This is a genomic window from Azohydromonas australica DSM 1124 (assembly GCF_000430725.1).
Taxonomy (GTDB): domain Bacteria; phylum Pseudomonadota; class Gammaproteobacteria; order Burkholderiales; family Burkholderiaceae_C; genus Azohydromonas; species Azohydromonas australica.
Window position 1 is genome coordinate 174,867 of the sequence record NZ_KE387206.1, and the last position, 12,806, is coordinate 187,672.

Consider the following 12,806-nt stretch of genomic DNA (forward strand, 5'->3'; position numbering starts at 1 on the left):
GCACATGAACACCTCGATTCGCCTGCACCCCCGCTCCCTGGCCTGGCTCCTGTCGCTGGCCGGCGCGCTGGCCGCGCCAGCGGTGCTCGCGGCGGACGCCGCGCAGCCGTCCCAGCCGTCCAAGGCCACCGCGGCGCCGGCGGCGCAGGGTGCCCTGGCACGCGACGCGCGCGCGAGCAAGATCATCGGCCGCGAGGTGCGCGACCCCAACGGCGCCAAGCTGGGCGAAATCAACGACCTGATCGTGGACCTGCGCAGCGGGCGGCTGCAGTACGCGGTGCTGTCCTTCGGCGGCGTGGCCGGGATCGGCGACAAGCTCTTCGCCTATCCCGTCAACGCCTTCCGCACTTCACCCGACAGCGACGACCTGGTGCTCACGGTGGACAAGAACCAGCTCAACGCCGCGCCGGGCTTCGACAAGGCCCGCTGGCCGGGACTGGACGCGGACGCCTACTGGCGCGACGTGGACCGCCACCACGGTGCCGCCGGCCGCAGCGGCGAGCGCTCCTCCACGGCCACGGCAGCCGCCGGCGGCCAGCGCCTCATGCGCATGAGCCAGCTGCTGGACAAGGACGTCAACGACCGCCAGGGCGCCGATGCCGGCGAGATCGAGGACGTGGTGGTGAACATGGCGCAGCAGCGCGTGCACTACGTGGTGCTGGACTTCGACAAGAAGTGGAGCCCGGACGACAAGCTGCTGGCGCTGCCGCTGGCGGCGCTGAGCCCGCCCACGGGCAAGCGCGACGGCGACCTGGTGCTCAACGTGCCGCGCGAGCAGCTCGACATGAAGCGCGGCTTCGACGAGAACGCCTGGCCCGACCTCAACGACCAGGCCTACCGGCGCGAGGTCAGCGGCTGGCTGGACCACTTCCCGGCCACCAGCCGGGCGCAGCAGGAAGGGCGCTGAGCGGGCCCGGGAAGCGCGGGCCTGGCCGGGGGCCGCCCCAGCCCCTGCCGGCCTACGCCCACAGCCTGTAGCCCCAGAACCCCTCGTCCTCCTGGATGCGCCGGTACAGCTCCTCGGGGCTGAAGCCCGTGACGCGGCGCACCTCGCGGCACAGGTGCGACTGGTCGGCATAGCCGCTGGCATCGGCCAGCTCGGCCCAGTTGGGCGCGCCGCGCTCGGCCGCCTCGGCCATGCCGTTGAAGAAGGCCAGCTCCGCGCGGCCCATGCCCAGCAGCGAGCGCATCGGCAGCCCAGCCCAGCGCTTCACGCGCCGCTCCACCTGGCGCAGGCTGCGGCCCGTACCCGAGAGCGCCGCGTGCGCCGCCAGGGAGTGCGCCCAGTCCAGGTAGCGGTGCGCCTGCAGCGGCAACGCCGGGCGCACGGCCTCCCAGCGCGGCTCCAGGAAGTCCTGCACGCGCGCCATGCGGGCGTCGTCGCCGGTTTCGGCCAGCACCGCCTCGCACATCGCGACCCAGTCGGCGGGCAGCGCCTCGCGCACGTCGGCGCGGCGGTTGACCCAGTCGGCCACCTCCAGGCCCGTGAGGCGGTGCAGGGCGTCGGAGGTGAACATCACCATCAGGCCGTGGCAGGGGCCGGCGTGCCAGCCGATGGTCGGGCGCGTGCTGGGCCCCAGCAGCATGGCGCGCGGCTCCAGCCGCTCGCGCGGCACCGCCAGGCTCTCTGGCGCGCCGGGCGGCAGCAGCTCGGCCGTGCCCTCGAACTGCCAGAACAGCGTGCACAGCGGCGACGAAGGCATGTGGTCCATGCGCTGCGCGTCGTCCAGCACCGCGGCGCGCGTGTCGCGGCTCAGTGCGGCGCGCACGCAGCTCGCCAGCGCGGGGCGCGGCAGCCACAGGCGGCTGATGGTGTCGGGGGAAAGGTTGCCGGGCATGGGGGCGGAGTTTGCGGGGGGGCCGCAGAGGCGGTCTTGAGCCGGTGCAGTGTCGTTTTCGTTCAAGACGCCAGGCTGACGCGGCGGGCAGCATGCGGCACATGAACACCACCACGACGATGCACGGCGCAGCGGACGCCGCTCCGGGAGAGACCGATGCCGCTGTCCGCCAATACGCGCCCTTGCGCCCCAGCGGCAGCCGCCCGCCCGGCCCGCGCGGGAACTGGATGGGCCTGTCGCTGCTGGGCGACATGCGCCGCGACTACCTCGGCTTCGCCACGGCGCGCCAGCGCCAGTACGGCGACGTCTGCGCCATGCACATGGGCCACGAGCTGGCCTACGACCTGTTCTCGCCCGACCTGGTGCGCGAGGCGCTGGTGGACAACGCCGAGCACCTGGTGCGCTGGGAGCGCGGCGTGGAGGTCTTCGCCCAGACCTTCGGCCAGAGCGTGCTGACCACGGAAGGGCCGACCTGGCAGCGCCAGCGCCGCATGCTGATGCCGGCCTTCACGCCTCGGCGCGTGGCCGGCTACGCGGGCCTGATGTCCGAGGCCGCGGTGATGGCGCTGGAGCGCGCACTGCCGCCGCATGCCGCGCAGGCCGAGGTGGACATGGACGAGCTGTTCTCGCGCGTGGCGATGGACGTGATCCTGCGCACGCTCTTCGGCGAGCAGTTGCAGGGCGAGGCCGAGGCGGCGATCCACGCCACGCGCGTGATGAGCGAGACGGCGATGCGCGAGATGTTCTTCCCCGCGACGCTGCCGGACTGGCTGCCGCTGCCCGGCAAGGCCGCCAAGCGCCGGGCGCTGCGCACGCTGCGCGGCCTGGTGCAGAGCCACATCGACCGGCGCCGTGCCTTGCCCGAGGCGCAAGTGCAGGCGGGTGAGGACCTGCTGGCGCGGCTGCTGGCCCTGCGCGACGAGGACACGGGCGAGGGCCTGAGCGCGCGGGAGGTGTTCGACCAGTGCATCGTGAGCTTCCAGGCCGGGCACGAGACCACGGCCACGGCGCTGCTGTGGTGGAGCCGGCTGCTGGCGGCGCATCCGGAGGCCGCGGCGCGGGCGCGCGAGGAGGTGGACGCGGTGCTCGCCGGCCGTGCCCCGGGCGCGGACGCCCCCGCGGCGCTGCCCTTCCTCACGGCCACGCTGAAGGAGGCGATGCGCCTGTATCCGCCCGTGGCCGCGCTGATGGCGCGGCGCACGCTGCGGGAGATCACCGTGGGCGGCTGGACCATCCCGCCCGGCACGCTGCTCTACGTGACGCCCTGGGTGCTGCACCGCGACCGGCGCTGGTGGGCGCAGCCGGACGAGTTCCGCCCCGAGCGCTTCCTGCCGGGTGCACCGGCCGTGCCGCGCAGCGCCTACCTGCCCTTCGGCCTGGGGCCGCGGGTGTGCATCGGGCAGCATTTCGCGATGCTGGAGATGACCCTCGTCGCGGTGCTGCTGCTGCAGCGCTACGAGCTGAGCCTGCCGGCGGACGCATCCCCGCCGGAGCCGGTGCTCAACGTAACGCTGCGGCCCAAGGGCGGCGTGCGGCTGAGGCTGTGGCGGCGGACTTGAGCCGCGCGGTGACGGCGCGGCCTCGCCGTCAGTGAAGATGAAGAAGCCCGCCTGCGAGGGCCGATTCATGCCGCAGCATGCGCGCCATGAAACCTTCGACGATGCGCGGCGCCGAGGACGCCGCTTCGGTTCCCGCTTCCGCTTCCGAAGCCGCCGTGGCGGCCGGCGCCCTCCCGCCCGGGCCGGCGTACCGCTGGTGGGGCCTCCCGGTGCTGCGCGCCATGGCGCGGGACTTCCTGGGCTACGCCGAGGCGCGCCACCGCGCCCATGGCGACGTCTGCCTGATGCGCATCGGCTCGCGCTGGTGCTACGACCTGTTCACGCCCGACCTGGTGCGCGAGGCGCTGGTGGACCGCGCCGAGGACCTGGTGCGCCGGCCGCGGACCATCGGCGTGCTCAAGCGCTGCTTCGGGCTGGGGGAGGGCGTGATCACCACCGAGGGCGCCACCTGGCAGCGCCAGCGCCGCATGCTGATGCCCGCCTTCACGCCGCGCCAGGTGGCCGGCCATGCCGACCAGATGCGCGCGGCTGCCGGCGCCGCGCTGGAGCGCGCCGTGCCTGAGGGCGAAGCGCAGGCGCTGGTGGACGTGGAAGCGCTGTTCGGGCACGTGGCGATGGACGTGATCCTGCGCACGCTCTTCGGCCGCCCGGCGGACGGCGAGGCCGAGGCCGCCGCCGGGGCCATGCGCGTGCTGGGCGAGGCGGCGATGTTCGAGCTGATCTTTCCCTTCACCGTGCCGGCGTGGCTGCCGCGGCCGGGCAAGGCCGGCCAGCGCCGGGCGCTGCACACGCTGCACGCCCTGGTGGACGGGCACATCGCGCGGCGCCGCGCGCTGCCCGACCCGGAAAGCGGCGAGGACCTGCTGGCGCGGCTGCTGGCGCTGCGCGACGACGCCACGGGCGAGGGCCTGAGCGAGCGCGAGGTGTTCGACCAGTGCATGGTGAGCTTCCAGGCCGGGCACGAGACCACGGCCACGGCGCTGGCCTGGTGGAGCCGGCTGCTGGCCGGGCATCCGGCGGCGGCGGCGCGGGCGCGGGCCGAGGTGGACGCGGTGCTGGGTGGGCGCGACCCGGGCCCGGAGGACCTGCCATCCCTGGCATGGCTCACCGCGACGCTGAAGGAGGCGATGCGGCTGTACCCGCCGCTGCCGGCGGTGATCACGCGCCACGCGGTGCGGGACATCACGGTGGGCGGCTGGCGCATCCCGCGCGGCGCGAGCGTGTACGTCACGCCCTGGGTACTGCACCGCGACCCGCGCTGGTGGGAGTCACCGGACGAATTCCGCCCCGAGCGCTTCCTGCCCGGCGCGCCGCCGGTGCCGCGCGGCGCGTACATGCCCTTTGGCGTGGGGCCGCGGGTGTGCATCGGGCAGCACTTCGCGATGCTGGAGATGACGCTCGTAGCGGCGATGCTGCTGCAGCGCCATGAGCTCGCACTGCCGGCAGACGCGCCGGCGCTGGAGCCGGTGCTGCACGTGACGCTGCGGCCGAAGGGGGGCATGCGGCTGGGGTTGCGGCGGCGGGCGTAGCGCAGCCGCCAACGAAAAAGGCCCGCTTGCGCGGGCCTTCCCATTCATGCGTCAGCCGTGGCCCTCGTCAGGCCGCGGCGGTGAAGCCACTCAGGCCTTCACGCCCTGCGCCACTTCCGCGTACTCCTCGATCTGGTCGAAGTTCATGTACTTGTAGATCTGGCTGGCGTTCTTGGCGACGACGCCGACTTCGGCCAGGTACTCCTCCACGGTCGGGATGCGGCCCAGCTTGGAGCACACCGCGGCCAGCTCGGCCGAGCCCAGGAACACGTTGGTGTTCTTGCCCAGGCGGTTGGGGAAGTTGCGGGTCGAGGTCGACATCGCGGTGGAGCCTTCCTTGATCTGCGCCTGGTTGCCCATGCACAGCGAGCAGCCCGGCATTTCCATGCGGGCACCCGCGCCGCCCAGGGTGGCGTAATAGCCTTCCTTGGTCAGCTCGGCGGCGTCCATCTTGGTCGGCGGGGCCATCCACAGGCGCACCGGCAGGTCCTTCTTGCCTTCCAGGATCTTGCCCGCGGCGCGGAAGTGGCCGATGTTGGTCATGCACGAGCCCACGAACACCTCGTCGATCTTGGTGCCGGCGACTTCGGAGACGAACTTGGCGTCGTCCGGGTCGTTCGGGCAGCACACGATCGGCTCCTTGATGTCGGCCAGGTCGATCTCGATCACGGCGGCGTACTCGGCGTCGGCGTCGGCCTTGAGCAGCTCCGGCTTGGCCAGCCAGGCTTCCACGGCCTCGATGCGGCGCTGCAGCGTGCGGGCGTCCTCGTAGCCGTTGGCGATCATGTTCTTCATCAGAACGACGTTCGAGCGCAGGTACTCGGCGATCGGCTCGGGGTTGAGCTGCACCGAGCAGGCGGCGGCGGAACGCTCGGCGGCGGCGTCCGACAGCTCGAAAGCCTGTTCCACCTTCAGGTTCGGCAGGCCCTCGATCTCCAGCACGCGGCCCGAGAACACGTTCTTCTTGCCGGCCTTCTCGACCGTCAGCAGGCCGGCCTTGATGGCGTACAGCGGGATCGAGTGCACCAGGTCGCGCAGCGTGATGCCGGGCTGCATCTCACCCTTGAAGCGCACCAGCACCGACTCCGGCATGTCCAGCGGCATCACGCCCGTGGCGGCGCCGAAGGCCACCAGGCCCGAACCGGCGGGGAAGCTGATGCCGATGGGGAAGCGGGTGTGCGAGTCGCCGCCCGTGCCCACGGTGTCGGGCAGCAGCAGGCGGTTGAGCCAGCTGTGGATCACGCCGTCGCCCGGGCGCAGCGCCACGCCGCCGCGGCTGCTGATGAACTGCGGCAGCTCGCGGTGCATCTTCACGTCCACCGGCTTCGGATAGGCCGCGGTGTGGCAGAAGGACTGCATCACCAGGTCGGCCGAGAAGCCCAGGCAGGCCAGGTCCTTCAGCTCGTCGCGGGTCATCGGGCCGGTGGTGTCTTGCGAACCCACGGTCGTCATCTTCGGCTCGCAGTACGTGCCCGGGCGGATGCCCTGGCCTTCCGGCAGGCCGCAGGCACGGCCCACCATCTTCTGCGCCAGCGTGAAGCCCTTGCCGGTGTCCACCGGGGCCTTGGGCAGGCGGAAGGCGGTGGAGGCGGGCAGGCCCAGGGCCTCGCGGGCCTTGGCGGTCAGCGAGCGGCCGATGATCAGGTTGATGCGGCCGCCGGCGCGCACTTCGTCCAGCAGCACGTCGCTCTTGAGCGTGAACTCGGCGACGGTCTCACCGTTCTTGAGGATCTTGCCCTCGTAGGGCAGCACGTCGATGACGTCGCCCATCTCCAGCTTGGAGACGTCCACCTCGATGGGCAGCGAGCCCGAGTCTTCCTGCGTGTTGAAGAAGATCGGGGCGATCTTGCCGCCCAGCGTCACGCCGCCGAAGCGCTTGTTCGGGACGAAGGGGATGTCCTGGCCGGTGGCCCAGATCACGCTGTTGGTCGCGGACTTGCGCGAAGAGCCGGTGCCCACCACGTCGCCGACGTAGGCCACGAGGTTGCCCTTCTTCTTCAGGTCCTCGATGAACTGCATCGGGCCGCGCTTGCCGTCCTCTTCCGGCACGAAGGCCGCGCCCGGACGGGTGTTCTTAAGCATCGCCAGGTAGTGCATCGGGATGTCCGGACGGCTCCAGGCATCGGGTGCGGGCGACAGGTCGTCGGTGTTGGTCTCGCCGGGCACCTTGAACACCGTCACGGTGATCTTCTGTGCCACTTCGGGGCGGCTGGTGAACCACTCGGCATCGGCCCAGCTCTGCACCACTTCCTTGGCCACGGCGTTGCCGGCCTTGGCCTTCTCGGCCACGTCGTGGAAGTAGTCGAACATCAGCAGGGTCTTCTTCAGACCCACGGCGGCCACCGGGGCGACTTCGGCGTCGTCCAGCAGGTCGATCAGCGGCTTGACGTTGTAGCCGCCCACCATCGTGCCCAGCAGCTCGGTGGCCTGCGCGCGCGAGATCAGCGCCACGGACAGGTCGCCATGGGCCACGGCGGCCAGGAACGAAGCCTTGACCTTGGCCGCATCGTCAACGCCCGGAGGCACGCGGTGCGTCAGCAGCTCCAGCAGGAACGCCTCTTCGCCAGCCGGCGGGTTCTTGATCAGCTCGATCAGCTCGGCGACCTGCTTGGCCGACAGGGCCAGCGGCGGGATGCCGAGCGCAGCGCGTTCGGCGACATGTTGACGATAGGCTTGCAGCATCAGTGGCTCCGTGCTCGGGGGAAACCGTGGGGTAGGGCGGCCTCCGCGGGCGGGGCCGACTCTGACATTTTATGTCTTATATAAGACTTGGGACAGTGCCACGGCCTTGGCTGTGGCGAGAAAGCCCCGCGCGAGTGTCCACCGCACGCGCGGCGCGGCGCTGGAGACCCGGGGGTTTTCTGGGATTTCGAGTGTGGGAAGGCCGGCTTGCGCCGGCCTTGCGCTGCGTCAGCCCGCCTTGCGGATGCCGAGCGCGTGGAAGCAGGTTGCCGGGGCGGCGCGGCCGTGCGGCGCGCCGCCGGCGGGCTTACTTGGCGGCTTCGATGCCGACGGCCTGCACCTTGATCGCCTCGACCTTGGCGGCCTCAGCCACGAGAGGCTTGTTGGGGTCGATGCCCAGGCCACCGGCCTGCGGGCCGGCGAGCTTGGCCGCGGCCACGGCCTCGCGCTGCTCGGCGCTCTGGCAGTCGTCCACCAGGCGCTGGCCGACCTTGGTGTCCATCAGCATGGACTTGTTGGCGATCTGCACCATCAGCGTGCGGCCCTTGACGTCCTCCAGGCGCAGCGCGCCGGTGGAGGAGAGCACCGGCTTCATGGTGAAGGTTTCCTTCTTCCAGGCCACGTCCACGTAGCCGGCGTGCTTGGGGTTGGGGCTGATGTTCAGGCTCTGGTTGAACTCGCAGGCGTACACGCCCTGGTAGGCGCGCTGCGCGGCGACGAGCTGGGCCTCGTCGGCGTCGGGCAGCGGGGCCTCGGCCTTGGGCGCGGGCGCGGGCTGCACGGCCTTCTTGGCCACGGCCTTGGCGGCGGCCTTGGGCTTGTGCTCCTCGGCCTGCGCGGCCGTGATGCTCATCAGGCCGAAGGTGGCAGCGGCGGCCAGTGCCGCCAGGCGAAGGGAAGCGATCATGAAGTCTCCTGGACGCACCGGTGTGCGCGCGTGGGGGATGGAAATTTTGAGCCCGCCAACCCCGCGCCAACAGAGCGTGGTTGCGGGCCCGCTACAGATGGGGCCGGGCGTGCCGCGTGCTGTGCACCGGGCCGCCCGCACCGTGCCCTGCACGGCGAGCCGGGCGCGATTCTGCACCGCGGCCGGCGCGCCGTAGCGTGCGTCCCGAGGACCCCGGGGCCGAACGGGATTTAATTCATGCTTGAAGCAATTCAGCGCTCGCCGAACCAGGCCTGCTGCACCTCGGCCGGCAGCTGCGCGCCGCCGCTCCACGAGGTGCGGTGCGCGCGCTCCAGCACGTGCCAGAAGTAGCGGTAGCTGGCGCGGTCGTGGAGCTGGTCGTGCCCGCCGTGCTGGTGGCGGATGGGCGCCCAGTTCGCGGCCTGCGCGGCGCTGATGATTTCCACGGCGCGGTCCACCTCGGCGGCCGTGGGCGAGAAGGCATCGACGATCGGGCGGATCTGCGCCGGGTGGATGCTCCACATGCGCGTGTAGCCGAACTCGCGCCCGGCACGCGTGGCCGCCTCCTCCAGCGCGCGCGTGTGCTTGAACTCCGTCACCACGCAGTGCGAAGGCACCTTGGCGTGGGCGTGGCAGGCGGCGGCGATCTCCAGCTTGGCGCGCACCACCAGCGGGTGCTCGAACTGGCCCTGCACGCCCATGGCCGAGGCCGGCACGGCGCCGCGGTGCGCGGAGACGAAGTCCATCAGCCCGAAGGACAGCGACTCGATGCGCGGGTGCGCGGCCAGCGCGAACACCTCGTGCAGCGCGCCGTGCGTCTCCACCAGCGCGTGCAGCGGGATCTGGCGCGCCAGGCCGGCGCGCGCCGAGGCGGCGTCGATGAAGTCGATGGCGCGCTGCAGCTCGGCCAGGCCGCGGGGCTTGGGAATCATCAGGTAGGCCAGCCGCGCGCCGCACTTGGACACCAGCAGCTCGGCCACGGCCTCGAACTTCCCGTGCCCCACCTCCGGCACCCGGGCGCCGACGCGGCCGAAGCGGTTCTCGGCCGAGTTGACCAGCTCGGCGATGTGCAACGCGTGCTCGATCTCGCCGCCCACCGGCGCGCCGTCCTCGCAGTCGAGCGTGATGTCGAACACCGGACCCATCTCCGCCTGCAGCTGCAGGCTCTTGGCCATGCGCGGCTCCACGCCGGCGTAGTGGTCGCACACGGGCAGCGAGGGCGGCAGCTCGCCCTCTTCGAACAGGGCCTGGCGGGGGTGGATGCGTTCGGTCACGGCGGCGGTCCTGGATGGGTCCTGAAATGAAAAAGGGCCGGTGAACGGTCACCGGCCCCGGGAAGCGGTCGTCACGCGGCGCGCGGGCCCGCGAGGGGCCCGCCGCGCCAGGCGCGATTACAGCAGGTGCTTGACGCCGTCCTGCTCGCCCTGCAGCTCGGCCAGGGTCTTGTCGATGCACTCTTGCGAGAAGGCGTCGATCTCCAGGCCTTCGACGATCTTGTACTCGCCGCCTTCGCAGGTGACGGGGTAGCCGAACATGACTTCCTTGGGGATGCCGTATTCGCCGTTGGACGGGATGCCCATCGTGACCCACTTGCCGTTGGTGCCCAGGGCCCAGTCGCGCATGTGGTCGATGGCGGCGCCGGCGGCCGAGGCGGCCGACGACAGGCCGCGGGCGGCGATGATCGCGGCGCCACGCTTGCCGACGGTGGGCAGGAACACTTCACGGTTCCACTGCTCGTCGTTGATCAGGTCCTTGACGCTCTGGCCTTCGATGGTGGCGAAGCGGTAGTCGGCGTACATCGTGGGCGAGTGGTTGCCCCACACGGCCAGCTTCTCGATCGAGCCCACGGCCTTGCCGGTCTTGGAGGCGATCTGCGAGGCGGCGCGGTTGTGGTCCAGGCGCAGCATGGCCGTGAAGTTCTTGGCCGGCAGGTCCGGGGCCGACTTCATGGCGATGTAGGCGTTGGTGTTGGCCGGGTTGCCCACCACCAGCACCTTCACGTTGCGCGAGGCCACGGCGTTCAGCGCCTTGCCCTGGGCCGTGAAAATCTGCGCGTTGGCGGCCAGCAGGTCGGCACGCTCCATGCCGGGGCCGCGGGGACGGGCGCCGACCAGCAGGGCGTAGTCGGTGTCCTTGAAGGCGGTCATCGGGTCGCTGTGGGCCTCGATGCCGGCCACCAGCGGGAAGGCGCAGTCTTCGATCTCCATGATCACGCCCTTCAGGGCGTTCTGGGCCTTCTCGTCCGGGATCTCGAGCAGCTGCAGGATCACGGGCTGGTCCTTGCCCAGCATCTCGCCGGAGGCGATGCGGAACAGCAGGGCGTAACCAATCTGGCCGGCGGCGCCGGTGACCGCAACGCGGACGGGTGCTTTGCTCATGGAGAGACTCCAAACATGACAGGGAAGTAAAGCGCCCGCGGGGTGTCGGCGGACGCGCCGGGACGCAAGTGTATCCATCCGCGGGGGGTGCGGCACAGCTGATTTCGATCTTATGTCTTATATAAGATACGTTTAAATGGACTTGGGCCGCCGCTTGTGCTGCAATCGCGCCCATGCCAAGCGCCGCCCATCCCGTAGAACCCTCCGCTGATGCCGGCGCGGCGCCGGCGTTCAGTCCGCTGTACCAGCAGATCAAGGCGCTGCTCGTGCGCAGCCTGCAGGGCAGCGAGTGGAAGCCCGGCGAGGCCATCCCCAGCGAGCTGGAACTCGCCGCGCGCTTCAGGGTCAGCCAGGGCACGGTGCGCAAGGCCATCGACGAGCTCGCGGCCGAGGGGCTGCTGGTGCGCCGCCAGGGCAAGGGCACCTTCGTGGCCACGCACGCGGAACAGACCGTGCAGTACCGCTTCCTGCGCCTGACGCCCGACGAGGGCGCCACCGCCCCGGTGGAGCGCCGCGTGCTGGACTGCCGCCGCCTGCGCGCGCCGGCCGAGGTGGCGCGCGCGCTGGACCTCAAGAGCGGCGAGGCTGCGGTGCTGGTGCGGCGGCTGCTGTCGGCGCAGGGACGCCCCGTGGTGCTGGACGACATCTGGCTGCCCGGCGCGCTGTTCAAGGGCCTCACGGCCGAGAGGCTCTCGGGCTGGCGCGGGCCGATGTACGAATTGTTCGAGAGCGAGTTCGGCGTGCGCATGATCCGCGCCGAGGAACAGATCCGAGCCGTGGTGGCCGACGCCGCGACGGCGCAGTTGTTGGCCGTGGAACCCGGCGCGCCGCTGCTCAGCGTGGAGCGGCTGTCGCGCACCTACGGCGACAAGCCCGTGGAGTTGCGCCGTGGCCTCTATCACACGGCCCAGCACCACTATCGCAACGAGCTGAGTTAGGCGAGCGGTCGAGCGACCTTAGGCCCTTTGGCTTTCACACCGCTTGCGCAGCAAGTACGTAGTAGGGCTGAAGTGACGCCTTGTTTCAGTGGACTAAAATCAGCGGGTTTATCCGCACCCCGGCGATCCAACTTTTAGATAAGGCAGGACCATGGCAGACACGATCAAACAAAGACCCGTCTATCGAAACATCCACATCTCGCAGATCGTTTCCTACCGTCTGCCGCCCTCGGGCATCGTGTCGATCCTGCACCGCGTCAGCGGCGCGATGATCTTCTTCCTGCTGCCGTTCATCATCTGGATGTTCGACACCAGTGTCTCTTCGGAAATCTCCTACGAGCGCTTCACCAGTGCCTTCACCGCGGGTGCCGGCATCTTCCCGGGCTGGTTCATCAAGCTCGTGACCCTGGCGCTGATCTGGGGCTACCTGCATCACTTCTGCGCCGGCGTGCGCCATCTGTGGATGGATGCCACGCACAACACCACCAAGGCCTTCGGCCGCAGCTCCGCGCTGACCGTGCTGGTCGTCGCCGTCGTGCTGACGCTGCTGCTGGGCGCCAAGCTGTTCGGCGTGTACTGATTCCAGCTCCGAGGGGAACCAAGCAATGAACCAGAACTACGGATCCAAGCGCCTGGTCGTGGGCGCGCATTACGGTCTGCGCGACTGGCTGAGCCAGCGTGTCACCGCCGCGCTGATGGCGCTGTTCACCATCGCGCTGCTGGTGCAGGTGCTCATGCCCGGCGAGCTGGGCTATGACCGTTGGGCCGGCATCTTCTCGTCGCAGTGGATGAAGGTGCTGACCTTCATCACCATCATCTCGCTGGCCTGGCATGCCTGGGTGGGCGTGCGCGACATCTGGATGGACTACGTCAAGCCGGTGGGCACGCGGCTGGTGCTGCAGGTTTTCACGATCGCGTGGCTGGTCGGCTGTGCGGGTTGGGCGGTCCAGGTGCTGTGGCGCCTTTGATAAGAAC

The 12,806-nt window shown here is 70.6% G+C and carries 11 protein-coding genes; 6 read left to right on the forward strand and 5 right to left on the reverse strand.

From position 1 onward, the window contains the following. The first annotated feature begins 4 nt into the window (after positions 1–4). Positions 5–907 carry a PRC-barrel domain-containing protein gene (locus tag H537_RS49745; RefSeq protein WP_051243295.1) on the forward strand — a complete coding sequence of 301 codons (903 nt, stop codon included), beginning with the start codon at positions 5–7 and terminating at the stop codon, positions 905–907. A gap of 52 nt (positions 908–959) precedes the next feature. Here the strand turns inward: H537_RS49745 and H537_RS0126655 are convergent, their stop codons facing one another. After that, positions 960–1,838, reverse strand: a complete 879-nt coding sequence (locus H537_RS0126655) for a helix-turn-helix domain-containing protein (RefSeq protein WP_043460164.1) — start codon at positions 1,836–1,838, stop codon at positions 960–962. A gap of 101 nt (positions 1,839–1,939) precedes the next feature. Between H537_RS0126655 and H537_RS0126660 the strand changes: the two genes are divergently transcribed. Together H537_RS0126660 and H537_RS0126665 are read left to right on the forward strand one after the other, a co-directional pair. Further along, entirely contained in the window at positions 1,940–3,397 is a 1,458-nt protein-coding gene (locus H537_RS0126660; protein WP_029000297.1) for a cytochrome P450, read from the forward strand. A gap of 86 nt (positions 3,398–3,483) precedes the next feature. Further along, a complete protein-coding gene (locus tag H537_RS0126665; protein ID WP_238446812.1) occupies positions 3,484–4,926 on the forward strand; it encodes a cytochrome P450 in 1,443 nt (480 codons plus the stop codon). Positions 4,927–5,016: 90 nt separating this feature from the next. Here H537_RS0126665 and acnB read toward each other — a convergent pair whose 3' ends face one another. The 4 genes from acnB to H537_RS0126685 all read right to left on the reverse strand — a co-directional run bounded on the left by acnB (position 5,017) and on the right by H537_RS0126685 (position 10,893). Beyond that, positions 5,017–7,608, reverse strand: coding sequence for a bifunctional aconitate hydratase 2/2-methylisocitrate dehydratase (gene acnB / locus H537_RS0126670; protein ID WP_029000299.1), 2,592 nt, complete (start codon positions 7,606–7,608; stop codon positions 5,017–5,019). Positions 7,609–7,915: 307 nt separating this feature from the next. Continuing rightward, the gene (locus H537_RS49750) at positions 7,916–8,515 is read right to left on the reverse strand and encodes a hypothetical protein (protein ID WP_051243296.1); all 600 of its coding nucleotides are present in this window, start codon (positions 8,513–8,515) and stop codon (positions 7,916–7,918) included. A 251-nt stretch (positions 8,516–8,766) separates the two neighbouring features. After that, positions 8,767–9,789: an HpcH/HpaI aldolase/citrate lyase family protein gene (locus H537_RS0126680; protein ID WP_029000300.1), complete on the reverse strand. Its 1,023-nt coding sequence runs from the start codon at positions 9,787–9,789 to the stop codon at positions 8,767–8,769. A 117-nt stretch (positions 9,790–9,906) separates the two neighbouring features. Further along, on the reverse strand, positions 9,907–10,893 hold the full coding sequence (locus H537_RS0126685; RefSeq protein WP_029000301.1) for a malate dehydrogenase: 987 nt from the start codon (positions 10,891–10,893) through the stop codon (positions 9,907–9,909). A gap of 173 nt (positions 10,894–11,066) precedes the next feature. Between H537_RS0126685 and H537_RS0126690 the strand changes: the two genes are divergently transcribed. The 3 genes from H537_RS0126690 (at position 11,067) to sdhD (ending at position 12,799) form a co-directional block, all read left to right on the forward strand. After that, entirely contained in the window at positions 11,067–11,831 is a 765-nt protein-coding gene (locus tag H537_RS0126690; RefSeq protein WP_029000302.1) for a GntR family transcriptional regulator, read from the forward strand. A 151-nt stretch (positions 11,832–11,982) separates the two neighbouring features. Further along, positions 11,983–12,411, forward strand: a complete 429-nt coding sequence (sdhC, locus tag H537_RS0126695) for a succinate dehydrogenase, cytochrome b556 subunit (RefSeq protein WP_029000303.1) — start codon at positions 11,983–11,985, stop codon at positions 12,409–12,411. A 25-nt stretch (positions 12,412–12,436) separates the two neighbouring features. Continuing rightward, complete coding sequence (gene sdhD / locus H537_RS0126700) at positions 12,437–12,799, forward strand: succinate dehydrogenase, hydrophobic membrane anchor protein (protein ID WP_029000304.1); 363 nt, start codon at positions 12,437–12,439, stop codon at positions 12,797–12,799. The last annotated feature ends 7 nt before the right edge of the window (positions 12,800–12,806 follow it).

Bases quoted from the DNA above. Each gene is read 5' to 3' on its own strand.
- H537_RS0126660 (WP_029000297.1), top strand. From the start codon at position 1,940: ATGAACACCACCACGACGATGCACGGCGCAGCGGACGCCGCTCCGGGA.
- H537_RS0126655 (WP_043460164.1), bottom strand. From the start codon at position 1,838: ATGCCCGGCAACCTTTCCCCCGACACCATCAGCCGCCTGTGGCTGCCG.
- H537_RS0126685 (WP_029000301.1), bottom strand. From the start codon at position 10,893: ATGAGCAAAGCACCCGTCCGCGTTGCGGTCACCGGCGCCGCCGGCCAG.
- acnB (WP_029000299.1), bottom strand. From the start codon at position 7,608: ATGCTGCAAGCCTATCGTCAACATGTCGCCGAACGCGCTGCGCTCGGC.
- H537_RS49745 (WP_051243295.1), top strand. From the start codon at position 5: ATGAACACCTCGATTCGCCTGCACCCCCGCTCCCTGGCCTGGCTCCTG.
- sdhD (WP_029000304.1), top strand. From the start codon at position 12,437: ATGAACCAGAACTACGGATCCAAGCGCCTGGTCGTGGGCGCGCATTAC.
- H537_RS0126665 (WP_238446812.1), top strand. From the start codon at position 3,484: ATGAAACCTTCGACGATGCGCGGCGCCGAGGACGCCGCTTCGGTTCCC.
- H537_RS0126690 (WP_029000302.1), top strand. From the start codon at position 11,067: ATGCCAAGCGCCGCCCATCCCGTAGAACCCTCCGCTGATGCCGGCGCG.
- sdhC (WP_029000303.1), top strand. From the start codon at position 11,983: ATGGCAGACACGATCAAACAAAGACCCGTCTATCGAAACATCCACATC.
- H537_RS49750 (WP_051243296.1), bottom strand. From the start codon at position 8,515: ATGATCGCTTCCCTTCGCCTGGCGGCACTGGCCGCCGCTGCCACCTTC.